This window comes from Isoptericola sp. NPDC056605, assembly GCF_042792795.1.
Lineage (GTDB): Bacteria > Actinomycetota > Actinomycetes > Actinomycetales > Cellulomonadaceae > Isoptericola.
Genome location: NZ_JBHTVT010000001.1, coordinates 308,963 through 334,181, shown reverse-complemented (window position 1 = coordinate 334,181; position 25,219 = coordinate 308,963). Strand labels below are relative to the sequence as shown.

The 25,219-nt window shown below is 73.7% G+C and carries 19 protein-coding genes; 12 read left to right on the top strand and 7 right to left on the bottom strand.

Going from position 1 to position 25,219, the window contains the following annotated elements; genetic code table 11:
• Window positions 1-40 precede the first annotated feature (40 nt).
• Both ACFQ8Y_RS01460 and ACFQ8Y_RS01455 read left to right on the top strand, forming a co-directional pair.
• Complete coding sequence (locus tag ACFQ8Y_RS01460; RefSeq protein ID WP_430549267.1) at window positions 41-1,309, top strand: arginine deiminase; 1,269 nt, start codon at window positions 41-43, stop codon at window positions 1,307-1,309.
• A gap of 55 nt (window positions 1,310-1,364) precedes the next feature.
• On the top strand, window positions 1,365-1,832 hold the full coding sequence (locus ACFQ8Y_RS01455; protein ID WP_430584369.1) for a DUF2255 family protein: 468 nt from the start codon (window positions 1,365-1,367) through the stop codon (window positions 1,830-1,832).
• Here the strand turns inward: ACFQ8Y_RS01455 and ACFQ8Y_RS01450 are convergent.
• Together ACFQ8Y_RS01450 and ACFQ8Y_RS01445 are read right to left on the bottom strand one after the other, a co-directional pair.
• Window positions 1,829-2,521 (bottom strand): ABC transporter ATP-binding protein, encoded by a 693-nt coding sequence (locus ACFQ8Y_RS01450; RefSeq protein WP_430584368.1) that lies wholly within the window; start codon window positions 2,519-2,521, stop codon window positions 1,829-1,831. The two genes, ACFQ8Y_RS01455 and ACFQ8Y_RS01450, sit on opposite strands and share 4 nt — an antisense overlap.
• 32 nt (window positions 2,522-2,553) lie before the next feature.
• Window positions 2,554-3,648, bottom strand: coding sequence for an ABC transporter permease (locus tag ACFQ8Y_RS01445; protein WP_430562198.1), 1,095 nt, complete (start codon window positions 3,646-3,648; stop codon window positions 2,554-2,556).
• 164 nt (window positions 3,649-3,812) lie between these two features.
• Here ACFQ8Y_RS01445 and ACFQ8Y_RS01440 point away from each other — a divergent pair, with 164 nt between their 5' ends.
• Genes ACFQ8Y_RS01440 through ACFQ8Y_RS01430 form a run of 3 tightly spaced genes read left to right on the top strand, consistent with a single transcriptional unit; the run spans window position 3,813 to window position 6,016 of the window.
• Entirely contained in the window at window positions 3,813-5,021 is a 1,209-nt protein-coding gene (locus ACFQ8Y_RS01440) for a sensor histidine kinase (RefSeq protein WP_430584367.1), read from the top strand.
• Window positions 5,018-5,653: a LuxR C-terminal-related transcriptional regulator gene (locus ACFQ8Y_RS01435; RefSeq protein ID WP_430584366.1), complete on the top strand. Its 636-nt coding sequence runs from the start codon at window positions 5,018-5,020 to the stop codon at window positions 5,651-5,653. Before ACFQ8Y_RS01440 ends, ACFQ8Y_RS01435 begins: the two co-directional genes overlap by 4 nt.
• A gap of 27 nt (window positions 5,654-5,680) precedes the next feature.
• A complete protein-coding gene (locus tag ACFQ8Y_RS01430; protein WP_430584365.1) occupies window positions 5,681-6,016 on the top strand; it encodes a MazG nucleotide pyrophosphohydrolase domain-containing protein in 336 nt (111 codons plus the stop codon).
• A 50-nt stretch (window positions 6,017-6,066) separates the two neighbouring features.
• Here ACFQ8Y_RS01430 and ACFQ8Y_RS01425 read toward each other — a convergent pair whose 3' ends face one another.
• Window positions 6,067-7,548, bottom strand: coding sequence for a DUF222 domain-containing protein (locus ACFQ8Y_RS01425; RefSeq protein WP_430584364.1), 1,482 nt, complete (start codon window positions 7,546-7,548; stop codon window positions 6,067-6,069).
• A 183-nt stretch (window positions 7,549-7,731) separates the two neighbouring features.
• Between ACFQ8Y_RS01425 and ACFQ8Y_RS01420 the strand changes: the two genes are divergently transcribed.
• Window positions 7,732-8,772, top strand: a complete 1,041-nt coding sequence (locus tag ACFQ8Y_RS01420) for a S66 peptidase family protein (RefSeq protein WP_430584363.1) — start codon at window positions 7,732-7,734, stop codon at window positions 8,770-8,772.
• 45 nt (window positions 8,773-8,817) lie between these two features.
• On the opposite strand, the gene ACFQ8Y_RS01415 is transcribed toward ACFQ8Y_RS01420, so the two are convergent.
• The gene (locus ACFQ8Y_RS01415; protein WP_430562203.1) at window positions 8,818-9,603 is read right to left on the bottom strand and encodes an isocitrate lyase/phosphoenolpyruvate mutase family protein; all 786 of its coding nucleotides are present in this window, start codon (window positions 9,601-9,603) and stop codon (window positions 8,818-8,820) included.
• 156 nt (window positions 9,604-9,759) lie between these two features.
• Between ACFQ8Y_RS01415 and ACFQ8Y_RS01410 the strand changes: the two genes are divergently transcribed.
• The 5 genes from ACFQ8Y_RS01410 (at window position 9,760) to ACFQ8Y_RS01390 (ending at window position 12,979) form a co-directional block, all read left to right on the top strand.
• Window positions 9,760-10,587, top strand: coding sequence for a hypothetical protein (locus tag ACFQ8Y_RS01410; RefSeq protein WP_430584362.1), 828 nt, complete (start codon window positions 9,760-9,762; stop codon window positions 10,585-10,587).
• Window positions 10,584-11,510 (top strand): hypothetical protein, encoded by a 927-nt coding sequence (locus ACFQ8Y_RS01405; protein WP_430584361.1) that lies wholly within the window; start codon window positions 10,584-10,586, stop codon window positions 11,508-11,510. Before ACFQ8Y_RS01410 ends, ACFQ8Y_RS01405 begins: the two co-directional genes overlap by 4 nt.
• Window positions 11,511-11,575: 65 nt before the next feature.
• Complete coding sequence (locus tag ACFQ8Y_RS01400) at window positions 11,576-11,938, top strand: YidH family protein (RefSeq protein ID WP_429730731.1); 363 nt, start codon at window positions 11,576-11,578, stop codon at window positions 11,936-11,938.
• 13 nt (window positions 11,939-11,951) lie between these two features.
• Window positions 11,952-12,302: a hypothetical protein gene (locus ACFQ8Y_RS01395; protein WP_430562206.1), complete on the top strand. Its 351-nt coding sequence runs from the start codon at window positions 11,952-11,954 to the stop codon at window positions 12,300-12,302.
• Window positions 12,303-12,355: 53 nt separating this feature from the next.
• Window positions 12,356-12,979, top strand: a complete 624-nt coding sequence (locus ACFQ8Y_RS01390) for a Pr6Pr family membrane protein (protein WP_430584360.1) — start codon at window positions 12,356-12,358, stop codon at window positions 12,977-12,979.
• Here ACFQ8Y_RS01390 and ACFQ8Y_RS01385 read toward each other — a convergent pair.
• Genes ACFQ8Y_RS01385 through ACFQ8Y_RS01375 form a run of 3 tightly spaced genes read right to left on the bottom strand, consistent with a single transcriptional unit; the run spans window position 12,969 to window position 17,066 of the window.
• Window positions 12,969-14,861, bottom strand: a complete 1,893-nt coding sequence (locus ACFQ8Y_RS01385) for an alkyl/aryl-sulfatase (protein WP_430584359.1) — start codon at window positions 14,859-14,861, stop codon at window positions 12,969-12,971. The genes ACFQ8Y_RS01390 and ACFQ8Y_RS01385 overlap by 11 nt on opposite strands.
• A gap of 44 nt (window positions 14,862-14,905) precedes the next feature.
• Window positions 14,906-16,570, bottom strand: a complete 1,665-nt coding sequence (locus ACFQ8Y_RS01380) for a SulP family inorganic anion transporter (protein ID WP_430584358.1) — start codon at window positions 16,568-16,570, stop codon at window positions 14,906-14,908.
• Between the two features lie 52 nt (window positions 16,571-16,622).
• Window positions 16,623-17,066 carry a hypothetical protein gene (locus tag ACFQ8Y_RS01375; protein ID WP_430584357.1) on the bottom strand — a complete coding sequence of 148 codons (444 nt, stop codon included), beginning with the start codon at window positions 17,064-17,066 and terminating at the stop codon, window positions 16,623-16,625.
• A 293-nt stretch (window positions 17,067-17,359) separates the two neighbouring features.
• Here ACFQ8Y_RS01375 and ACFQ8Y_RS01370 point away from each other — a divergent pair, with 293 nt between their 5' ends.
• On the top strand, window positions 17,360-25,132 hold the full coding sequence (locus ACFQ8Y_RS01370) for a DUF5979 domain-containing protein (RefSeq protein WP_430584356.1): 7,773 nt from the start codon (window positions 17,360-17,362) through the stop codon (window positions 25,130-25,132).
• The last annotated feature ends 87 nt before the right edge of the window (window positions 25,133-25,219 follow it).

Below are 25,219 nucleotides of genomic sequence, written 5' to 3'. Positions count from 1 at the left end.
CCGACCGCACCGTCCGTCGTCCGACCGAAAGGTTCTCCCCATGACCACCGCACCGTCCGCGCAGCCCGCCGCCCCGGCCCACGGCGTCCATTCGGAGGTCGGCCGGCTGCGCAAGGTGCTGGTCTGCTCGCCCGGGCTCGCCCACGAGCGGCTCACCCCCACGAACTCCGACGACCTGCTGTTCGACGACGTCATGTGGGTGGAGTCCGCGCAGCGCGACCACCTGGACTTCGTCAACAAGCTCACCAACCGGGGCGTCGAGGTGGTCGAGCTGCACGACCTGCTGGCGCAGACGATGGCGATCCCGCAGGCGCGGTCCTGGCTGCTGGACCGCAAGGTGGTGCCGAACCAGGTGGGGCTCGGCCTGGTGGAGGGCACGCGGGGATACCTCGAGTCCCTGACCGACCGGGAGCTGTCGCGCTTCCTCATCGGCGGGCTCTCGACGCACGACCTGCCCGAGGACTTCCGCAGCGACTACGTGAACCTGGCCCGCGAGTCCACCGGCACCCCCGAGTACCTGCTGCCGCCGCTGCCCAACACCCTGTACACGCGCGACACGACCTGCTGGATCTACGGCGGCCTCACGCTCAACCCGCTGTACTGGCCGGCGCGCAAGGACGAGACGCTGCTGATGAAGGCGATCTACTCCTTCCACCCCGAGTACGTCGGCTCGCGGGTGTGGTGGGGCGACCCGGAGCAGGACTGGGCGCAGGCCACGATCGAGGGCGGCGACGTCATGCCCGTCGGGAACGGCACGGTGCTCGTGGGCATGAGCGAGCGGACGTCTCGCCAGGGCATCACCCAGTTCGCCAAGGCGCTGTTCGAGGGCGGCGACGTGGAGCAGGTCGTCGTCGCGGGGATGCCGCGGCTGCGCGCCGCGATGCACCTGGACACCGTGTTCACGTTCGCCGACCGCGACCTCGTCACCGTGCACCCCACGATCGTCGACGGCATCCACGCCTTCACGCTCCGGCCGTCGGACGCGTCGCCCGGCGTGGAGGTCACGGACGAGGGCGACACCCCGTTCGTCGACGTCGTCGCCCGGTCGCTCGGGCTGCCGAAGCTGCGCGTCGTGGAGACGGCGGGCGACGCGTACGCCTCCGAGCGCCAGCAGTGGGACTCCGGCAACAACGCCGTCGCCCTCGAGCCCGGCGTCGTCTTCACCTACGACCGCAACACGCTGACCAACGCGGCGCTGCGTCGCGCCGGCGTCGAGGTCATCACCATCGTCGGCGCGGAGCTCGGCCGCGGGCGCGGCGGCGGGCACTGCATGACCTGCCCGATCTCGCGGGACCCGCTGGACTGGTGACCTCCGGCGGGCGCCCGCCGGAATACCCGTGGCCCAGGTCACTGTTCGACCCGTCGTGACCCTCCTGACGCGCGCCGCCGCCTTCCTCCACGAGCTGGACGTCCTCGAGGCCCTCGAGGCCGCGACCGCCGTGCAGGTGGACGTCGCCCGCGAACCCGGCCGGCCCTGGCGCGGCTGGGTGGTGCAGCTGGGCCACGACCTGTACGTGCGCTCCGCGCCCGACGCCGCGCGGCGCGCCGGTGGCGGGCGGGCGCACCTCCAGGTCGACGGCACCCGCCAGCCGGTGGTGCTCGCCGAGGTGGCGCCCGAGCTGCACGCGCTGCTCGACGACGCGTACCTGGCGAAGTACGGCCGGTGCGCGCCGGAGAAGATCGGCGCGGTCACCTCCGACGCCGCCGCCGCGAGCACGTTCCGCGTGCGGCTCCGGCGGGCGACCTGGGGCGAGCGGTTCGCGGGGGCCGCGGCCGCCGCGCGCCTCGCCCTGCGCCCGCGGCGTGCGCAGGAGCCCTGCCCGAGCTGCTAGACGGCGCCGACCTCGGCCGGCTCGAGCCGCGCGTCGAGCATCCGGGCCGTGGCGTCGACGGAGGCCAGGGTGGACGCGTCGTGCGACACCAGCAGCGTGGCCGCGCCGGTCTCGCGGGCCAGGCTCGTGATCAGCTCGACCACGCGGGTGCCGCGCTCGTGGTCGAGGGCCGACGTCGGCTCGTCGACCAGCAGCACCTCGGGCCGCCCGACCAGGGCGCGCGCGATCGCGACGCGCTGCCGCTGCCCGCCCGACAGCTGCGCGGGCCGCCTGCCCGCGTGGTCGGCCACGCCGACGGCGTCGAGCAGCTCCAGGGCCCGCGCCCGCACGCTCGAGGGGCGGCGGCCCCGCAGGTGCGCGTGCAGCTCCACCTGCTCCAGCGCGGTGAGCGAGCCCAGCAGCTGCGGCGACTGGAACACCATGCCGATGCGGTCCAGGCGCGCGCGGGTCGCGTCGGCCACCGTCGTCGTGGGCGTGAACACGACGTCCTCGCCGAACCGGACCGTGCCGCGGGTCGGGTTGGTCAGCCCGGCGGCCACGGCCAGCAGGCTGGACTTGCCCGCCCCGGACGGGCCGAGCAGGGCCGTCGTCGTGCCGGACGGGACGGCGAGGTCGACGTCGTCCACGGCGGTGAGCGTGCCGTCGCCGTCGGGGTAGACGAGGGTGACGTGGTCGAGGTGCAGGTCCATGAGGTCCTCCGGGTCGTCGGGGTGTCAGCGGGTCAGCGCGCCGCGAGCGCGGCGTGCGGGTCGATGCGGGTGATGCGCGCGATCGAGACGGCGGCTCCCGCCAGGCCGAGCAGCACCAGGGCGGCGGCGGGCACGAGCGTGGTCCCGGCCGTCACGACCACCGGGACGACGTCGGGCAGCAACGAGGCGCCCGCGACCGTGAGCCCCGTGCCCACCGCCACGCCGCCGACCAGCAGCACGGCGGCCTGCCCGAGCGCGTCGCGCAGCAGGTAGCGGGTGGAGGCGCCGAGCGCCTTGAGCACCGCGACGTCCCCGGACCGGCCGATGGTCCACACGGTGAAGAACGCGCCCACCACCAGCGCGGAGATGGCCAGCAGGAACGCCTGCATCGTCGTGAGCGACGTGTTCTCCCCGGCGAACGACGCCACCGCCGAGCGCGCGTCCGACGTCGTGACCGTCGTCGTGCCGAGCGAGGCGTCCGCGTCGGCCAGGGCGGCGTCCGTCGGGCCGTCGTCGGAGGCGCTGAGCGCCACGACCGTCGCGACGTCGTCGCCGCCGGCCCCGCGTGCGCCGACCGCCTGCCAGTCGTCGAGCGTGGTCCACACGACCGGGGTGTGCGAGAAGGACTCGTCGGCGTCGACGGTCGTCGCGACCGTGAGGTCGGCGCCGCCCAGGGTGACCGTATCGCCGGTCCGCGCGCCCAGGGCGTCGGCCGCGCCCGGCGTGAGCACGACCGTGCCCGGCTCGACGTCGCCCGTGCCCGGCACCAGGTGGGAGCCGTCGGCCACGCCCAGCGCGGTGACCGACGCCGTCGTGCTGTCCGAGCCGGCGCGCGTCGTGGCCAGTCCCAGCGGCTCGGCGGACTCCACGCCCGGCACCTGCGCCCAGCCCTCCCACTGGTCGCTCGTCACGCGCGACGCCGTGAACTCGGGGGAGTCGCCGGCGGCGGGCATGGAGAACGCGAGGTGGTCGGCGGGCAGGTCGGTGACCGCCGACGTCGACTCGCGGGCCAGGCCCGCCGTCAGGGATGCGAGGAACGTGACGAGGAACGTGATCAGCACGATCACCACGGACATGAGGACGAAGCGGCCGCGGGCATGCTGGAGATCGCGCAGGGCGACGAACACGGGAAGACCTCCACGGGTCGACGGGGACGGGGATGCCTCCAGCCTCCGCGCCGGACGGCCCGCGATCATCGGGAGCCGGGGGGATCCTGCGGCGCCGAAGGGTGGCCGGGCCGTTCCACCTTTTGGACGATGCGCCGCGCCGCGGCGCGGCTACCGTGGACGGGGTGATCCACCGCCCCCAGCCGTCGGCGACGCGCGCCCTCATCCTGGGGCTCGACGTCCTGCTCGCGGCGCTCGCCGTGGTCGCCGTGCTGCAGGCCCCGCCGGGGCGGACGTGGGCGTCGGCCGCCGTCGCGGCCGTGCTCGTCGCCGTCTACGTCGCGGGGCGCCGGGCGGTGCGGGTGCACGACCGTTCCGTCGACACCCCGCGCGGCGCCTGGTGGCCCGACACCGCGTGGATCGCCGCCCTCGTGGTCCCGTGGGTGGTGCTGCTGTGGCTCTCGCCCGCGGCCCTCTGGCTCGCGTTCCCGCTGATGATCCTGGAGATGCACGTGCTCGGGCCGCACCGCGGCGTCGTCGCGGTGGCCGCCACGACGGTGCTCGCCGTCGCGGAGGGGCTGCTGGTGCAGGCCGACGCCGACGACCCGTGGACCGGGTTCGTGCTGGGCCCCGTGCTCGGTGCGGCGGTCGCCGTCGGGGTCGTGCTCGGGATCGAGGCGTTCGTCCGCGAGTCGCAGACGCGGCAGCGGACCGTCGACGAGCTGACCCAGGTGCGCCAGCACCTCGCGCAGGCCGAGCGGGAGCGGGCCGTCACGGACGAGCGGGCCCGCCTGGCGCGCGACATCCACGACACCCTGGCCCAGTCCCTGTCCGCCATCGAGCTGCTGCTGCGCGCCGCCGACGACGCGGTCGGCACCGACGACGACAGGGCCCGCGACCTCGTCGGCCAGGCACGCGGCGCCGCCCGCGACAGCCTCGCCGAGGCGCGCCGCGTCGTGCAGGACCTCACGCCGCGCGACCTGGACCGCACCACCCTCGTCGCCGCGCTGCGCGGCGTGGCGGCGCGGCAGCCCCTGGACGTCTCCGTGCACACCGCCGGCGACGTGCGGCCCCTGCCCGTGCCCGTCGAGACGGCGCTGCTGCGCATCGCGCAGTCCGCCCTCGCCAACGTGGTGCAGCACGCCGAGGCCGGCCGCGCCCGGCTCACGCTCACCTACGAGCGCGACACCGTCACCCTCGACGTCGTGGACGACGGGCGCGGGTTCGACCCGGAGGCCGTCGCGCGCGCCGCGGGGGCCACCGGTCGCGGCTTCGGGCTGCCGTCCGTCCGGTCGCGGGCCCAGGAGCTGGGTGGCAGCGTCGCGCTCGAGTCGTCGCCCGGCGCGGGCACCGCCCTGGCGGTCACGCTGCCCGTGGAGGTGGAGGAGCCATGATCGACGTCGTGCTCGCCGACGACCACCCCGTGGTGCGGGCCGGGCTGCGGGCCGTGGTCGACGGGCAGCCGGACATGCGCGTCGTGCACGAGACCGGCACCGCCGAGGACCTCCTCGCCTGGCTCGACGCCGGCGGCCGGGCCGACGTCGTCCTGCTCGACCTGCGGTTCGGCGACGCCGGCCCGGGGCGGTCGAGGCTCGGCGGTGCGGAGGCGACCGGCACCGTGGTGCACCGGCACGCGACGCCCGTGCTCGTCGTCACCACCTACGGCACCGACGCCGACATCCTCGCCGCCGTCGAGGCCGGGGCGACGGGCTACCTCCTCAAGGACGCGCCCACCGAGGAGCTGGCCCGCGCCATCCGCTCCGCCGCCGCCGGCGAGGTCACCCTCGGCGCCGACGTGCAGCGTCGGCTCCTCGGCCGCATGCGCTCGCCGGGAGCGACCCTCAGCGCCCGCGAGCTCGAGGTGCTGCGTCTCGTCGCCGCCGGCCGGTCGAACGACGCCATCGCGCGCGAGCTCTTCGTCTCCGTCGCCACCGTGAAGTCCCACCTGGCGCACATCAACACCAAGCTCGGCACCCAGTCGCGCACCGAGGCCGCCGCCGTCGCCCGCGAGCGCGGGATGCTCTGAGCGTGGCCGGGTCTAGCGTCCAGTGCCATGACGCTCGACGAGATCTGCGAGAACGCCCGGCAGCTCAGCACCACCCACGGCTGGGACCAGAGCGATCCGGCGGCCCGGATGCTGCACCTCGTGTCCGAGGTCGGGGAGGTCGCCGACGCCGTGCGCGCCCTGCAGGCCGCGGGGGCAGCCGAGGTCGAGGATGCGAAGGCTGCCCTCGGGCTGGAGATGTTCGACGTGATCTGGAACTTGTGCGCCCTCGCGAACACCACCGGCGTCGACCTGACGGTCGCCGCGGCCGCAAAGATGCGGCTGAACACCACACGATCCTGGCCGGGACACCGGAGCACGGACACGCTTCTCCCCGAGGGTTGAGGGTGCGCAGGGTTGATGGGGCGCGCGGTTGAGGGTGCGCGCCGAGCACGTCAGAACGGCGGGTCCGTCAGGTCCACGGGCTCCGGTGGGGTGAGCTCGCACCCGGTGAGATCGACAGGATCGGCGACCGGGTCGCGGGACATGCGTCCCGTCGGTGACGTCCAGACGAGCGTGCCGTCGGCCTCTTGCCGTGCCTGCCACTGCGTCTCGTGCTTGAGCACGTGGTGGCGCCGGCACAGGTGGGCGAGATTGTCGACCGTGGTGCGCCCGCCGTCGGCCCACGCGACCGTGTGGTCGACGTCGCAGCGGGCGGCCGGGCGGGTGCAGCCCGGGAAGCGGCAGGTGCCGTCGCGCGCCTCGAGGTAGGTGCGCAGTGCCGCAGGGACGGCGTACGTGCCGGGGTCGGCGGACCGCAGCGTGCCCGACACCGGGTCGACGAGCAGGCGGCGCAACGAGGGCGCCCGGGCTGTGAGGAACGCCGCGACCCCCGGGTCGATCGCGCCGTGACCCGTCAGCTCGGCCGGCTCGCCCGAGCGGCCGAGCAACGTCAGCACCGGCACAGTGACCCGTACCCGCGGCGTGATTCTGCGGGCATGGTCGGCAAGGTCCGGTACGAGACCTGCGACCAGCTCTGCCGCCAGCCCTTCTCCGGGCCGCGCCGCACCGGTGCCGGACACCTGCGCACCGGAGCGCGTCACCGTGTCGGGGTGGGGACCGGGCGAGGCCTCGGTTCCGGCCAGCAGGAGAGCGGCATACGCGTCGGCGCGGAGCTGGCCCACGGTGCGATCGTCTCCGGCATCTCGGGCGGTGCGTGCTGCGGTGGTCAGGCGGTCGTGGGCCGCGTGGGCGGTCGTGGCGGGGAGGTAGGCGCTGAGCCAGGCCATGCCGTCGGCCGCGGGGTCGACGAACACGGCGCGCTTCGCGGACGCCCTCTGGTGCCGTCGCTCGAACGGCTCAGGGTGCGCACGGTCCCGGGCACGGCGCAGGAAGGCACGGAACTGGGCCGGCGTCGCCGTCGCCGCCCGCGGGAGCGCCTCGGCCTGGACGGCGGCTCGAGCCTGGGCGTCGGGGAGGTCGGCGAGGACGTCGGCCATCGCCGTCGCGTGGCGGGCGCCGATCCGGCCGCGGCACAGCTCGGCGAGCGTGGCGGAACCGGACGAGGTCAGGGTCCGTGCGGTCTCGACGAGGTGGTCCGCCTGCCGCTCGCCGACCCGCAGCGTGGTCGCGACGTCCGCCACGAACGCGCGGCGGGCCAGCTCGTGCTGACGCGCCGTACCCGCACGCAGCACCCGCAGCTGCTCGCCCGCCAGCAGGTCGGGCTCGCACCGCGCGGCGGCCCGGCGCGCTCGCTCGACGGCCAGGAGCTTCTCACCTTCCAGGGCGTCGAGTCGCGCCTGGATCCGCGCCAGGTCGTCCAGGGCGACCGAGACGTCGTGGACCGTCGTCGGGCCGACCGGGGAGAGCAGGTCGTCCCACGGCGTGGTGACGACCGGCAGGTCGTCGAGCGCTTGCTCGAGCACTGCGGCAGACATCCCCGCGTCACCTCCTCGACGTCGAGCGAGAGTCAGAGCCTGTGTTCGTGCCATGACTCGAACATGTGTTCGAGCCTAGCGAGGAACCCGACCCCGCACCAGGCCCGATACGCACCTGTGGAAAACCGTCGAGGCCCGCGAATCCCGTTGCCCCGGTGTCCGGCGCTCGGGCAGAGTCCGGCCATGACGATCCGCTACCCCCGCCCCCTGCGCCCCGGCGACACGATCGGCGTCACCGCGCCGTCGGCGGGTGTCGCGACCCCGCTCCACCGGCGACTGCTGCACGCCGCCGACGTCGTGCGCGCGAAGGGCTACGACGTCCGTCTCGGCCAGACGCCCACGGGCGAGGGGATCGTCAGCGCCCCGGCGGACGTGCGCGCGGCGGAACTCACGACGATGCTCACGGACCCGGCCGTGCGCGCCGTCGTGCCGCCGTGGGGCGGGGAGCTGGCGACGGACCTGCTGGGACGACTCGACTGGGACGCGCTCGCCGCGGACCCGACGTGGCTGGTGGGGTACTCCGACATCTCGACGGTCCAGCTGCCCCTCACGCTGCGCACCGGCGTCGCCACGCTGCACGGCCAGAACCTCATGGACACGCCGTACGACGTGCCCGCCGGCCTGCTCGGCTGGTGGGAGGTCGCCTCGGCGGCGCAGGAGGGCGAGGAGCTGGTGCAGCGCTCGCCGCGGCGGTACCGCTCGTCCGGCTGGGACGACTACGAGAACGAGCCCGAGGTGTCGACGTGGACGCTCGACGCCGCCGGCTCCTGGCTGCGGCTCGACGGCGAGGACCCGGCCGCGCCGGTCGATGTCCAGGGGCGGGTGATCGGCGGCTGCCTGGAGACGGTCTCGCTCCTCGCGGGCACGCCGTACGGCGACGTGGCCCGGTTCGCCGCGGAGCACGCGCCGGAGGGCCTGGTCGTCTACCTCGACATCCTGGAGTGGGACGCGTTCGCGGTCGGCCGGGCCCTGTGGGCGATGCGCCACGCGGGCTGGTTCGACGCGGCGAACGCGGTGCTGGTGAGCCGCACGCACGCGCCCGACGGGGACGGCTTCACCCAGCACGACGCGGTCCGGGACGCGCTGGGGGACCTGGGGATCCCGCTCCTCGCGGACGTCGAGTGCGGGCACGTGCCGCCGTACCTCGCGCTGGTGAACGGGGCGCTCGCCCGCGTCCAGCACGGGCCCGAGGAGTCGGCGATCACCCAGCGCCTCGTGCCCTGACCGCTCGCCGCCTCCTGGCGGTCGCGGCCTGGAGGCCGCGGGCGGTCAGCCCCGGAACGCCTGCGGCATCACGTCGCGCGCCGGGCCGGTGCGGTCGAGGAACCCGACCCCGCCGGCCTGGAGCTCGCGGGCGGCGTCGACCAGCGCGGACAGGGCGTTCCAGGCGAACGTGCCGCCGACGGAGATCCGCGCGACCCCGGCGTCGGCCAGCTCCTGGGGCGTGGGCCCGCCCGCGACGAGCAGGGCGTTGACGGGCCGGTCGACCTCGCGGCAGACGGTCGCGATCGCTGCGGCGTCGCGCAGCCCGGGGGCGTACAGCACGTGGGCGCCGGCCTCCTGGTAGGCCTGCAGCCGCGCGATCGTGTCGGCGAGGTCGTCCCGGCCGTACAGGTGGTTCTCGCAGCGGGCCGTGAGCACCAGGTCGCCGGCCGCCTCGGCCGCGGCGGCCACGCGCTCGACGGCGAGGGCGCGGTCGTAGAGGGGCTCGTCGTCGCGCCCGGTCGCGTCCTCGACGGAGCCCCCGGCAAGGCCGGCGTCACGGGCCTCCGCGACCGTGCGGGCGACGTCGGCGGGGGAGTCGGCGAACCCGTTCTCCAGGTCCGCGCTCACGGGGACGTCGACGGCGGCCGCGAGCGCGGCGGCGTGCGCGAGGGCCTCGTCCCGGGTGACGGCGCCGTCGGGCCGGCCGAGCGTCGCGGCGAACCCGCTGCTCGTCGTCGCGACGGCGGCGAAGCCGAGGGCGGCGAGGACCCGTGCCGACCCGGCGTCCCACGCGTTCGGCAGCAGCAGCGGGTCGCCGGGGCGGTGCAGGGCGAGGAAGTCGGCGCGCATGCCGGGCACGCTACCGACGGGCGCCGACACGGGGTGCGGTCGAGGGGCGGGTATCAGTGCGGGATCGCGCGCGCTCTCCACGGGTAGGACGACGCGCGGCACCGCGCGGAGCCCTCTGACCGCGACGACGCGGCCCGGTGCTCCCGGGAGGGCGAGATGAGACGAGGACTGGGTGCGCTGACGGTCCTGCTGGTCCTGGTGACGGCAGCCTGCGGGGACGGCGGGGAGCCGTCGGTCGACGACGCGCGCGGCACGGCGACGGGCGGGACGACGTCCGAGGCGACGGTGCCCGGCGACGAGGGCGACAGCGGCGGCGACGAGGGCGACGACGACACCGTCGGCGCCGACGCGGGGGAGGACCTCGAGGAACCGCTGCCGCAGGCGGGCGGCAAGGCCCAGGCCGACCTCCCCGGTCTCCTCATGGGTGGCCAGGACTTCGTGCTCGTCGGCGACGCGTGGTGCGGGCTCGCCTCGATCCAGACGGACGGGTTGCCCGCCGGTGTGACCGTGGAGATCGTGCAGGTGACGGTGCGGACCGCGGGCGCCGCGCTGGCCGGCGCGGAGTGCGGGGAGCCGTGCGCCGGCGTGACGCTCGAGCCGGGCAACCTCTCGTGCGGGGTCGCCGTGCTGCCGCCCGATCCGGGGACCGAGCTGGTCGACGTCTCGTTCGACGCGACCGCTACCTGCAGCACCCAGGAAGAGTGCGACCAGCTCCGACAGGACCTCGAGGTCGGGAGCGTCTGGTCGATGTGCCATCCGCCCGGTGACGTCGGGTACGACTGCGACCCGGCGACCGTCGAGTCCTCCGGAGCGGCGACGGACGAACCGGGCGGGACGGAGACCGGGGAGTCGAGCGAGGCGCCGGAGAACGAGGTGACCGAGACGCCGGAGGACGAGGTCACGCCGGGACCAGCCGACGAGCCCAACGACGAGCCCACAGGCCAGCCCACCGACGAGCCCACCGAGGAACAGGGGCTGCCGTGACCCAGCAGCCGTCATCGGCCGCGCACGAGCCGAGCGTCCTGACGCGCGTCTGGTCGGTGCTGGGCACGGTGGTCGCCCCGGCGACGTTCGTCACGGCGATCCTGTTCTACTTCGGCTACGTCACGACGCGCGCGCAGTACCTGTACTTCGGCGTGGACGTCGACCTGCTCGGCTACAGCACGCAGGAGTTCGTCATGCGCAGCCCGCAGCCGCTCCTCGTGCCGATGCTCGCGGTGCTGCTCGTGGGGGCGGCGCTGGTGCTCGCGGACGCGGCGCTGCGGCGGCGGCTCGCGGGGGCACCGGAGCCGGTGGTGCACCGGTGGACGCTCGCGTCGACGGTCGGCGGCGCCGTCGTGCTGGCGGTCGGCGTGGCGCTGATCGTGGCCTACCCGGCGCTCGCGGCCTGGGCCCCGTACCCGTTGGTGACCCCGCTGGTGATCGGCGTCGGGTCGGCGGGCCTCGCGTACGGCCTCACCTGGTCCCACCGGCGGCGGGCCACGGCAGCGCACGCCGCCGGCGCCGACGGGACGCAGGGGCCGACGCCGGGCACCGACCCCGCGCGCACCGCCGTCCTGCTGCTGGTGCTCACGGTGGTCGCCTCGCTCTTCTGGGCCACCGGCACGGTGGCGGAGTGGACGGGACGGGGCCAGGCCAAGGCGCTCGCCCGCGACCTGGGCGGCCTGCCCGCCGTCGTCGTCGACACCCCGCAGCAGCTGGAGGTGGGCGACCCGGCCGTGGTGGAGGAGGACCTCGCGGCCGGGGACGGCGCGTACCGGTACCGCTACCGCGGCCTGCGGCTGCTGGTCGAGGGCGGGGGCTCCCTCTTCCTCATCCCGGAGAGGTGGTCGCCGCACGGGTCGACGCTGGTCGTGCCGCTCGACGACGTCCGCGTGAAGCTCCGGTTCGTCAACGACCCGCCCTGAGCGCTCCCGCGCCTGCTGCGGGAGGATGTCGGCAGCACCCGCAGAGACGAAGGAGGCACGTCGACGTGAGCCGCGAGCGTTTCCCGCGCTGGGTCTACGAGAGGGGCACGGAGCCCGACCCGCGGTTCTCGCTGGCCAACGAGCGCACCATCCTCGCGTGGCTCCGCACGGCCCTGGGGCTCATCGCGGGCGGCACGGCGCTCGAGGCGCTGGACCTGCCCATGGAGCCGCACCTGCGCCTCACGTCCGCGATCGTGCTCCTGGTGGCGGGTGCCGTCGTCCCGGTCGCGGCAGCGGTCGAGTGGGCCCGCTCGGAGCGCGCCATGCGCGAGCACGGGCCGCTGCCGGGGGCGATCACGGGGTTCGTGCTGGTCGTGACCATCACCGTCGTGGGCATCCTCGTGCTGCTCGCCCTGCTGCTGCACTGAGGGCCACGCCGACATGACGGACCGTCCCCCGCCCCTCGTCGGGCCCGAGCGCGACCGCGGCCTCCAGGCCGAGCGCACCGCGCTGGCCTGGCGCCGCACGCTGCTGTCGTTCACGGCGGCGTGCGCGGTGGCGTGGCAGACGCTGCCCGGGGTGGACGGCGCGACGTCGTTCCTCCTCACCGCGGCGGTCGCGCTGGTGCTCACCCCTCCGCTGTGGTGGTTCGCCAAGCGGCACGCCGGGCACACGCACCGGCACCTCGACACCGCGGAGCCGCGCCTCCGGCACGGCCGGCGGATCGTGCTGATGTGCGCGGGCACGGCGCTGCTCGGGCTGGCCGGGCTGGTGGCCGTCGTCTTGTTCTGACGGCGCCGACGGGAGTGACGGCCGCATGCCGACGGATGCGGTTCACTGTGCCCATGTTCGTGCTCGTGGGCCTGTTCCGGCTCCTCGTCGTCGCGCTCGGTCTCGTCGGCACGCGCGCCATCTGGCGCGACGGCGACGTCGAGGGCTTCGTCTACTTCACCAACCTCACCAGCTTCCTGACGGTGGCGGTGTTCGGCTGGGCGGCGGTCACGACGCTGCGGCGCCGGGAGCCGCCGCCCGTCTGGGCGAAGGGGCTGGTGACCCTCGCCGCCGCCATCACCGGGCTGGTCGCGTGGCTGGTCCTCGAGCCGGAGGCCCCGGACGCCCCCGCCGTGTTCCTGGGGCTCACGGACGGGCAGGTCGAGCACCGGGCGCTGCCGCTCGCCGTCGTGCTCGACTTCCTGCTGCTCGACCCGCACCGCCGCGCCCGCCTGCGCGACGCGGGCCTGTGGATGCTCTTCCCGGTGCTCTACTTCGGCGCGATCCTGCTGCGGGGACAGCTCAGCCCGGGCAGCGAGTATCCGTACGGGTTCATCGACCTGGACGCCCTCGGGTGGGGCGGGCTGGGGCTCAACCTGGTGCTCTACGGCGGCGCGTTCTACCTGCTGGGGCTGCTCATCGTCGCCGTCGACCGGGTGCTCCCGGCCCGCCCCCTCCTCGGCGGCGTCAGGGCGTGACGATGGCGAAGTCCGGGTCGCCGGGGTCGAGGACGGCGGTGAGCCGGCCCAGGACGGCCGCGTCGCCGTCGACCTGGATGCCGGCGTCCGCGAGCCCGTCGGGCGTCACGCCGCCGAGGGCGAGCGCGGGCAGCGCGCGCGTCGTCGTGGTGAGCGTCAGGTCGGCGTCACCGGCCTGCGTCGCGGCGCTGTACGTGAGCACGCCGTTGCGGAGCCACAGCCGGTAGCGCTCGCCGGAGTCGGTGAGCACGACGTCGATGGTGAGCCGCTCGTCCCAGGCGCGCGGCCCGTCCACCTGGATGGCGATGGCGTCGAACAGCATGGCGGGCGTCAGCGCGGCGATGATGTCGTTCGCCGCGGTCTGCGTCGGGGTACCGAAGCTGCCGTCGCGCAGCTCGGTCGCGCCCGACAGGTAGACCGAGCGCCAGGTCCCGTTCTCGGCGCCGTAGCCGAGCTGCTCGAACGCGTCGGCGAGGAGCTCCTTCGCCCCGGCGTGGTCGGGCTGGGCGAACACGACGTGGGTCAGCACCTCGGCGACCCAGCGGAAGTCCCCGGCGTCGAACGACGGGCGAGCCTTCTCCACGACGGCGTCCGCGCCGCCCATGAACTCCACGTACCGCTTGCCCTGCTCCACCGGCGGGTGCTGCCACAGGTGGGCGGGGTTGCCGTCGTACCAGCCCATGTAGCGCTGGTAGATCGCCTTGACGTTGTGGCTCACGGACCCGTAGTACCCCCGGGCGTGCCAGGCGTTCTCCAGCACCGGCGGCAGCTCCAGCTGCTCCGCGATCTCCGCGCCCGTGAACCCCTGGTTGAGCAGGCGCAGCGTCTGGTCGTGCAGGTAGGCGTACAGGTCGCGCTGGAGCGCCAGGTACTCGACGGCGCGGTCCCGCCCCCAGGTGGGCCAGTGGTGCGAGGCGAACACGACGTCGAGGTCCGCACCGAACAGGTCGATCGTCTCGGTGAGGTAGTTGGCCCAGGCGTGCGGGTCGCGGACGACGGCTCCCCGCAGGGTCAGCAGGTTGTGCAGCGTGTGGGTGGCGTCCTCGGCCGCGCACAGGGCGCGGTGGTCCGGGAAGTACACGAGGAACTCGGCCGGTGCCTCGGTGCCGGGTGCCATCTGGAACACCATGCGCACGCCGTCGACCGTCTCCTCCTGACCGGTGTGCGTGATGTCGAGGGTCGGGGTGATGAGCGAGACCGAGCCGGTCGACGTCGTCTGCCCGAGCCCTGCCCCCACCTGACCCTGCGGCCCGCGGGCGAGCGCCGCCCCGTACATGTAGCCGGCACGCCTGGCCATCGCCGTGCCGGCGTAGACGTTCTCGGCCACCGCGTGCTCCGTGAACTCCGCGGGCGCGATGACGGGCACGCGCCCCGCGTCGACGTCCTCCTGCGTGGTGACGCCCTTGACGCCGCCGAAGTGGTCCACGTGGCAGTGCGTGTAGATGACGCCGGTGACGGGGCGGTCGCCCCGGTGCTCGCGGTACAGGGCGAGCGCGGCGGCGGCGGTCTCGGTGGCGATGAGCGGGTCGAGCACGATGACGCCCGTCTCGCCCTCGATGAACGTGACGTTGGAGAGGTCGAAGCCGCGCACCTGGTAGATGCCCTCGGCCACCTCGAAGAGCCCCTGCTCCGCCACGAGCTGCGACTGCCGCCACAGGCTCGGGTTCACGGTGTCCGGCGCGTCGCCGGTGAGGAAGGAGTAGGTGTCGTTGTCCCACACCACGCGACCGTCCGCGGCGGTGATCGCGTTGGGCGTCCGCCGGGCGACCAGGCCGCGCGTCGCGTCCTCGAAGTCCTGCCGGTCGGAGAACGGAAGACTGTCCAGCAGGGCACGCTGCTGTGCGGCGATCGTGGGCGTGGCCGGCTTCGGTGCGGTAGGCATGGCGCCACGATGGCACCGCACCCGCGGCGGCGCGCGGCGAGGGATCAGCCGCCGGCGGACGCCGCCCGGCGGGTGCGTCGGCGCTCCGCCAGGTCGTACGCCTCGCGCACGGAGCCGAGCAGCGTGTCGCTGCTGGGGACGACGGAGTCGCGCAGGCGCTCGCTCACGCCGCCCGTCTCGAAACGCCGCCGCAGGTCCTCGGGCACGCCGCAGACGACCACCTCGACGCCGTGCTCGTGCCAGCGGTCCAGCAGCCGGTCGAGGGACTTGAGGAACGTGGTGGACGGGATGCCCGCCGACCCGCGCAGCGAGATCACCAGGGCGGCGTCGTGCGTGCCGGCGGTGTGCGGCCACTCCTCCTCGAGCCGGTTCACCTCGGCGAAGAACCCGGTGCCCACGTAGTGCAGCACGGTGGTGCGGCCGCTGGGCAGGACGGCGGGGGCGTCCTCGACGCGGAAGTCGCCGTCGTCGGTCGGCACGAGGCGCACCAGGCGCCCGCGCTTGGCCGCCTGCACCGCGAACAGCACGATCGACAGGCCGGCGCCGAGGAAGATGGCCTGCTGCAGCGGCAGCTGCGTGGTGGCCGCGAACGTCACGACCAGCGCCGCGGCGGACAGCCACGACGTGCGGAAGACCAGCACGATGTCGGCCCACCGGCCCACGACCAGCTCGCCGCCGATGACGAGCAGCAGGCCGCCGATGACGGCCATCGGGATCGTCCCGGCCAGCGGCCCCACGGCCAGCACGATGACGATCAGCCAGACGCCGGAGAAGATGCCCGCCCAGCGGGTCTGCCCGCCGCCGCTGGTCGCGACGCCCGTGCGGGACAGCGACCCGCCGGTCGGCAGCGCGCCGAAGAAGCCGCCCGCCACGTTCGCGAGGCCCTGTGCCGTGAAGTCCTTCGAGACGTCGGTACGTGACCCGTCCGGGTTCGGCACGGCCGCGCCGATGCCCGCCGCCTGCGCGAGTGCGACGAGCGCGATGGCGAGGCCGCCGGACACGAGGTCCGGCAGCGCGCCGACGTCGGGCAGCGTGAGCGGCGGCAGGGACCGGGGGATGGCGGCGATGTCGGAGACCAGCTCGACGTCGGTGCCCAGCAGCGCGACGACGACGGTGACGACGACGAGCGCCAGCAGGGTCGCCGTCTTGCGCAACCGCGGCACCAGGCTCAGCGCCGCCCATGCGGCGACGGTCGCGACGGCCACGGCGACCGTCGGGCCGTCCCAGTCGCCGACGTGCGCGACGGCCTCGACGAGCTTGCCCACCGTGTTGTGCGACTGCGGCTCGTACCCGGTCGCGTCCTTCACCACGCCGGCCACGATCTGCACCGCGATGCCGGCGGTGAAGCCCGTCATGACCGCCGTCGAGACGAACGACATCACCGAGCCGAGCTTCAGCACGCCCAGCAGCGCCATCCACAGGCCGACCACCAGCGTGAGCGCGGCGACCGAGCCCAGGTCCGACGGGTCCAGCCCGGCGTCCGTGAGCACGCTCTTCGCCGACAGGGCGATGGCGCTGGTGAGCGTCGTGACCATGAGCACCGTGCGGGAGAAGAACGAGCCGACGATCGTCGGCACGGCGCCCGACCAGAGGCCCATCGGCGCGGAGAACCCTCCCACGGTCGCGTACGCCATGCCCTCCGGGATGGAGAACAGGCCGGTCACGAAGCCGGAGACGACGTCACGCGGGGTGGGCCTCGACACTCGCACCCCAGCACAGTGCCCCACGGCCCGGGGCACCGCGACCCGGCCGCGCGGCTGCTCAGCCGCAGTCCAGGTCCTCCCGCACCGACGCCGTCGCGTCGACGACGCCCTGGGCCTCGTCCCTGAGCGAGTCGGCGGCCTCCGCGAGGGTGGCGTCGTCGTCGACCTGGCCGAACGCGGTCACGAGGGCGTCCCAGGCCTGCTCGACGTCGTCCGTGCGGTCGTCCGACACCTCGGCGAGGCTCTCGTGCAGCGTGCGCTGCGCCTCCGCGGCCTGGTCGCGCGCGGCCTGCACGTCCTCGACGGAGGAGTCCGGGCCCAGCGTGCCCGCGAGGTTCCGCAGCGCGTCCGTGTAGGCGGAGAGGTCCTCGCACGTCTGCGTCGTGTCGTCGCCCATGGCGTCGGTGCTGGACTCGCCGCACCCCGCGAGCAGCAGCGCCGTCGCGCCCAGCGCCGTCGTACCCAGCACCGCGTGACCGTGTCGTGCCTTCGTCCGGCTCATGGTCGACTCCCTCGTCGCGCTCCGACGCCCTCACCTCGACCTTCGTCGTCCTCGGCCGCGCTCGCGAGCGCACGGCGCGATCGTGGAGGTTTCCGGGCGTTCCCGATCATTCGGATGTACCGCCGTTCAGCAGGCCTAGTCCACCGATATCTGACACCTTCGGAGTGGTGTCCGCGCACAGCGTCGCGTGCGGGCGGTTTGCACCGATGTGTGGAGGGGCACTGATGGTGGATGGTCGTAGGTCAGCGGGGGAACGACAGCGCCGCAGCGCGCGCTTGCGCGCGCGACGGCGCGTGCGTCGTGCCGCCTCGGTGCTCGGCGCCGTCGTGCTCGCGCTCGCGGGCGCGGTGATCCCGGCGACGACGGCGTCGGCCGCGACGTGGAGCATCAGCAAGGAGGCCACCACGCCCGGGCCGTACTCGCCCGGCCAGCTGGTCACCTACGAGGTCCAGATCTCCTGCTCCGACGCGAGCACGCCCTGCCAGAACACGGTGTTCACCGACGCGCTGCCCGACGGGCTCGAGCTCGTCACCGCGGAGATCATCAGCCAGCCCGCCGGGACGGCCGGAGAGCTCACGGTCGACCCCGACGGCAACGTCGTGACGGCGGTCTGGCCGAGCTTCACCAACGGCGAGCAGGCCACGATCGACATCACGGTGCGGATCGACCCCGACCTGCCGTACAGCGAGAACGGCGTTCCGATCGTCAACACGGCGAGCATCGTCGCCGACAACGCCCCCGAGAACACGGCCGACGAGTCGATCACGCCGGAGGTCGAGCTGGTGCTCGACTCCGAGACCACCAAGACGATCGACCCGGAGGGTGCCCTCGCAGCCCCGGGCACTGCGGCGACGATGACGATCGGCGCCACGAACACGTCGAACGACCCGGTCGACACGCTGGTGATCCAGGACCCGGTGGACCCGACGGCCGACCCGAACCCGTTCACGTACCTCGAGTACACGGGGACGGGTGACATCACGCTGCCGCCGAACGCCGACACGGTGGAGGAGGAGTACTGGGACGGCACGCAGTGGCTGCCGCTCGACGACTCCGTCGACCCGGCGACGGTGCAGGGCGTGCGGTACACGTTCAGCGGCGACATCCAGCCGGGCGCGACGGCGAGCATCCCCGTGGAGGTGCAGCAGAGCGAGGCCGTCACCGAGCTCACCTCGGCCACGACGGTCACCAACGACACGTCGTCGTACGTGACGCACGGGGACGACGAGTCCGACCCGACGACGGCCGACGACACGTACGTCATCACGCCGCCGAACAACAGCGTCGAGGCCTCGAAGTCGTTCGACCCGGCCACGGTGAGCGCGGGCGACCCCACCACCGTCACGATCGGCGCCACCAATACGGGCACCGCCGTGGACACGATGTCCATCACCGAGCCGACCGAGGGGGGCCCGAACCCGTTCACCGGCGACAACCCGCTGACGTTCACCGGCTTCGGCCCCGACGGCGACGGCACGGGGGTGCAGTGGCCCAACGGCGCCGACGCGGCGAGCGTGACCTTCACCTGCGCCGACGGGACGACGCCGACGCTGGACGCGACGGCCCCGGACACCCTGCCGAACCCGCCCACCGGCTGCGTGGTCGTGGGCTTCACCGTGACCTTCACCGGAGACCTGCCCACGGGCGCCGAGGCGTCGATCCCGTTCACGGCGGACACGGATCCCGACCAGGAGATCGACGACGTCACCCATCCCAACGAGATCACGGCGACCGTGCCGAACGCGGAGGGCGAGGCCTCCGCCGACCTCGTCACCCTGGTGGACCGGCTGGCGACGAACACGAACAAGCTCATCTCGCCGTCGGAGATCCCGGCGATCCCCGGCCAGAGCGTCATCGTGCAGCTCCCGACGCAGCTGCTGCCGTTCGGGCCGGACGGCTCGACCACCAATGCGGACCAGGTGGTGATCCAGGACCCGACGGACCCGGAGAACCCGGACGCGTTCTGGGATCACTTCGCGGCGACGTCGGTGCGCTCGACCAGCGTGCCCGCGAACTCGACGCTGACGATCAACTACTGGGACGGCGACGAGTGGGTCGAGGCCCCCGACTGCGGCAGCCCGATCGCCGGGGTGGCGACCGTGAGCTGTGACCTGCCGCCGGGCGCGCAGGGCGTGCAGTTCGTCTACGACTCGACCGGCAACGGGTTCCCGCCCGGGGCGGAGTTCCAGCCGAACTTCGTCGCCGAGTTCACCGGGCCGGAGGGCTGGGACGACCCGGTCGACAACTGCGGCGCCTCGAGCGCGTCCTCCGGCTCGGTGTCCCCGACCGAGCCTTCCGAGGGGTGCGCCCCCGTCGACCCGTTCCCGGTGGACGGTACGGGTGACCTCGACTTCATCACCAAGGAGTTCCTCGACGCCCCTGCGACGGTCCGAGCGCGGACCGACGACGAGGCGACGGCGCGCATCACGTGGTCGACGAACGGCTTCTCGGGCGTCGACCCGATGGTGATCTCGGACATCCAGGACCCGGAGACCACTGCGGTCGCCGACTCGTTCTACGACGCGTTCAACCTGGTGAGCATCCCCGCGATCGACGGCGATCTCGACCCGCTGATCGAGTACGACGCGATCGCCGGGGTGGAGCTCTACGACGGCACGAGCTGGGTCCAGGCGACCAACTCGACGTGCACCGCGGCGTCACCGTGCGCCGGCGGCATGCCCGAGGTGACGCTCACGCCCGAGGAGCAGGAGTCCACGATCTCGGTGCGGATCGTGTACACGGAGAACCCGAACCGCAGCACGGACGACCCGCTCGCTCCGCAGCCGGGCGACGGCGTTGCTCGCTCGACCCTGGCGGACGACCGTCACCTGGACCTCACGTTCCAGGTGCGCGACTACAAGCGCAGCGACGGCGACGTCCCCGTGCTGGGCACCGCTCACGACATCGAGTACAACGTGGACGGGGACCCGGGGGTCGTCGACGACACCGCACGTGCGACGGGCACCTTCGACGGCCAGGACTACACGGACACCGACGACGACATCGTGACGATCCTGGACGAACCGCTGAACGTCACGGTCGACAAGACCTGGTCGGGCGGCCCGATCTCCGTGCCCCCGACGGGCACCCCGCCCCAGTTCTACCCGAGCACGACCGTGACGATCACCGGGACGAACGCCTCGGCGGCGAAGGTCGAGGAGCTGCGGCTGGCCGACCCGGTGGTCCAGGGCTCGGGCGACGTGGTCACGGCCGACGGCACCCAGCCGTTCGACGCGTTCACCCTGACCGCCATCGCCCTCACGCCGCCGGAGGGCGCGACGAGCACCACGGTGACGCTGCACTACGACGACGACACCACCGCGACGTTCGACGAGGCGGGGGCCGAGGCGCTCACCCCGGCCGACCTCGTGGACGTGGTGGGCGTGGAGGTCGCGTACGACGGGCTGGTGGAGCCCGGCGCGAGCGGCACGATGAACCTCACGCTCCAGCTGCGCGCGACCGACCGCTACACGGGCGACCCCGTGACGGTCGCCTACAGCGAGGTGCCCAACCGTGCCGCGGCGACGATCGACGACCCCGGCGGCGTCACCGACCAGGACGTCCGCGAGGCCGACGACCCGGCGTCGATGGTGCTGCAGGACGCCGCGATCGACATCGCGGTGGGCAAGGAGTTCAGCCCCGACACGATCGTCGAGCCGGGCACCGGCCCGGTGACGATGACGCTCACGGGCCAGCCGCTCGGGCCCTCGCGCAGCGTCGAGATGGTGCTCACCGACGACGACCCGCAGTTCTGGAACCAGTACGACTTCGTCGGGTTCGACGGCGCGGCGCTGACGGCGCCGATCCAGCAGGTGCGCGTGGACGCGTACGTGGGCGGCACGTTCTCCGGCGACCCCGGCTCGCCCGACCCGGTGACCGTCACGGGCGGCGACTGGGTTCTGGGCGACACGTTGTCGACCTTCACCCTGCCCGACGGCGTGGCCCCCGAGGACGTGCAGGGCCTGCGGTTCACGTTCAGCCGCACGGACGGCTCCGTCTGGGAGAACCCGGCGACGCCGGTGCAGAGCGTCCCGATCTCGGTGGAGCGCCGCGAGGAGATGCGGTCGGGCGGCCCGGTGCTGCCGGACCTGGCGGCCAACCCGCCCGGGCCCGGCGAGACCGACCCGGGCGTGGCGAGCAACACGGTGCAGGGCACCACGACCGGCGCCGACCAGGTCGTCGACCCCGACACCGGCGAGCTCGGTCCGGTGACTGCCGAGGACTCCGACGACGCGTCGATCCTGTACGAGCACGCGACGAACGGCGTGCAGATCGTCAAGGACTTCGACGGCGTGGTGTCCGGCAGCGTCAAGCCGCCGAACGCGGTGTTCCCGATGAACATCACGATCACCAACACGGGGGACCGCCCGATCGTCGACCCGACGATCGTGGACGACCCGATGCCGACCGACGCCCTGGGCCCGCAGCTGCGGCTGGCCGACGTGGCCGAACCGTTCTCGTACGCGCTGACCGGTGAGGACACCGACCCGAGCACGCCGGACCTGCCCACGGACGCCGCCCAGGTGACGGTGGACCAGACGGGCGACATCGCGAGCCTCGGGTTCTCGTTCCCGGACGGGTCGGTGCTCGAGCCGGACCAGACGTACACGATCACGGTGATGGTGCGGTTCCGGGTCGGCATCGCGCCGGACACGCTGGTCGCCAACACGGCCGGCGTCGCCGGCGACCGGCCGTGGGACGAGTGCGAGACCCGGCTGAACGAGGAGACGGGGGCCTGCGAGGCGGACTCGGACGTGCGCCCGACGGAGACCGCGGTGCTGAGCCAGTCGAAGTTCGTCAAGGCGACGGACGACGACGAGCTCGACGTCATGATCGACCCGGACTACACGGGGCCGGACGTCGAGTGCACGCCGAACGCCGCCGGCTTCTACGCCTATCCGTGCGTGCCGGTCATCGCGCCGGGGCACGACCAGACCTGGCGCGTCCGCATCGACAACGTCGGGAACAACCCGTTCACCAAGGTGGTCGGGTACGACCGGTTCCCCACGCCCGGGGACACGGGCTCGTACGACACGTCGGAGCGCGGGTCGGCGTGGGCGCCGATCCTCACGGCCGACCCGCCGCCGCAGCTCGTGAACGCCCCGCCCGGCACGCAGGTCGCGTTCTCCTACACGACGGCGGACGACCTGTGCCGCGACGACATCGAGGACCCGCTCAACGAGCCGATCTGCCCGGCGGACCCGGAGACGGGGTGGGAGCCGTTCGTGCCTGGGCTGCCCGAATCGGTCTTCGAGGACATCACCGCGATCAAGTTCGTCCTCACCTTCCCGGAGGACCAGCCCTTCGAGCCCGGCGAGTTCGTGGCCATCGAGGCCACGTCGACCACCCCGCCGGAGGTCCCCGCGGCCGGCGACCGCTCGATCGCGTGGAACTCGGCCGCGGTGTCGGCGGCGTACGAGCGGTCGGACGGGACGATGCACAGCCTCCTGCCCACCGAGGGCCAGAAGGTCGGCGTCGCGACGGCGTCCGGGCCCCTCGAGGTGGACAAGTTCGTCACGGGCGACGGGCAGCAGTACGCGCCGGACTCGTTCGAGGTGCAGGTGCAGTGCACGTCCGCGGTGGGGACGTGGGTCGAGAAGGAGCTCGACCCGGTCACGGTCACCGTCAGTCCGGGCGAACCCGTGACCGTGCCGAACCTGCCGTACGGCGCGGAGTGCACGCTCACCGAGGACGCGTCGGTGAACGGGCAGACGAGCTTCACGGTCACGCCCGAGTCGGTGACGATCGGCGAGGAACCGGACCTCTCCCGGATCGCGATCACGAACGCGTACGACCTCGGTGGGCTGGTCCTGTCGAAGTCGGTGGAGAGTGACGCCGTCGACCAGGACGGGAACCCGGTCTCCTACGGCCCGTTCGAGGCGACTGTGGAGTGCACCTTCCTCGGCGAGCCGGTCTTCGCCGACGGGTACGACGCGGACACCCCGATGGTCGTGGAGCTGACCGAGGACGGCACGCCCGTCACCCTGACCGGCCTGCCCGTGAACTCCGAGTGCACCGTCACCGAGACCAACGCCGCGAACGCGGCGGGCACCACCATCACGGTCACGACGCCGGGCGAGGACCCGGTCGAGACCGACGGCACGTCGGCCGACGTCACGATCGTGCCCGACGCGGACGGTACTGCCGGCGCCCAGGTCGCGCTGGAGAACACGTTCGACGTCGGCGCGATCAACCTGCAGAAGGTGGTCGACGGCGAGGGCGGGCCCGCGTACGGCGCCGGCCCGTTCACGATCCAGGTGGTGTGCACCTACGACGCCGACGGCGACGGCCCGGGCGGCACCACCACGGTCTACGACGGCACGGTCGTGCTGGGCGGCGCCGGGCCGCTCGACGCGCAGATCGCCGACCTGCCGGTGGGCGCGGAGTGCACCGTCACGGAGACCGACGACAGCGGCGCGACCGATGCCGTCGTCGTGCCGGACACGGTGACCGTGGACGCCGACGAGCCCGCCGAGGTGGTCATCACCAACACGTTCGACGTCGGCACGATCCAGGTGGACAAGGAGCTCGCGGGCCTCGGCGCCCTCTACGGTCCCGGGCCGTTCGAGGTGACCCTGCAGTGCTTCTACCAGGACGTGGAGCTGACCATCCCGGGCGGCGCGGTGCGGGAGTTCACGGTCCTCGAGCCCGCGATCTACGAGGGTCTGCCCGTCGGAGCGCAGTGCACCGTGACCGAGACGGACGACTTCGGCGCCTCGTCGACGACGGTGAGCGTGGACGGCGGTGACCCGGTCGACGGGAACAGCGTCGACGTGGTCGTGCCTCCGGCGGACGACGGCGACCCCACGACCGTCACCGTGACGGTGACGAACACGTTCCGCACGGCCCCGCTGCTGGTGCAGAAGGTGGTCGACGGGGACGGTGCGGCCTTCGCGCCGCCGATGCCGGACCTGCCGCCGTTCCCGGAGATCCCGGACCCGCTGCCCACCGACCCGGACGAGCTCCTGGCGCTCCTGCAGCAGGTGCTGGAGTACCTCGACCAGGTGCCGTTCGACGAGTTCCCGTACCAGGTCTCGCTGGAGTGCACCACGTCGCAGGGAGCCCCGGTGGACGTCATCCTCGGCGGGCCGGAGCGCCGGTTCGGCCCGGGCTTCCCGGGGGTCTACTTCGGGCTCCAGGACGGCGACACGTGCACCGTCACGGAGACGGACATCGCCGGCGCGACGAACGTGACGGTCGATCCGGACCCTGTCGTCATCGACGCCGCCGGGACGGAGGTCCAGACGGTCACCGTGACCAACACCTACGACGTGGGCTCGATCCAGGTCGAGAAGGTGGTGGACGGCGACGGCGCGGGCTTCGTCACGGCGCCGTTCGAGGTCTCCCTGGCCTGCACGTTCCAGGGGCAGGAGATCGAGGTGCCCGGCGGGGCGACCCGCACGGTGACGCCGGACGAGCCGGCGACCTACGACGGGCTGCCCGTCGGCGCGGAGTGCGTGGTCACCGAGACGGACGCCGCGGGCGCGGCGTCGTCGACGGTCTCCACGACCGTCGAGGGCGGCGACCCGGGCCAGGTGGTCGTGCCGGGCGCGGACGCCGACCCCGCGGTGGTCACCGTGACCAACACGTTCGACGTGGGGTCGGTCGCGGTGGAGAAGGTGGTCGACTTCGAGGGCAGCTCCTACGACGTGGGCCCGTTCGAGGTGACCCTCGCCTGCACGTTCCAGGGCGAGGACATCGAGATCCCGGGCGGCGCGGCACGCGAGATCGCGGCGGACGACACCGTCACGTACGACGGGCTCCCGATCGGCGCGGAGTGCGTCGTGACGGAGACGGACGACGGGGGCGCGGCGTCCTCCACGGTCTCGACCGTGGGCGACGGCGACCCGGGCGCGGTCACCGTCGCGGCGGACCCGGCGTCGGTCACGGTGACGAACACGTTCGCTCCGCCCCCGCCGCCCGCGGGCGGCGACGGGACCGATACCGGCGGGGGCGGCTGGCTCCCGACCACCGGCGCGGACATCGGCCTCTGGGTCGGCATCGCCGTCCTGCTGATCGCGGCGGGCGTGATCGCCATCGGGATCCGGAGGCGTCACCAGTCCTGACGGCGCCCACGGCGGCGCCGACCCTGGTCACACGGGTCGGCGCCGTCGGCGTCCAGGGGGCGTGCAGCGGGAGTCCGCCGTACGTTC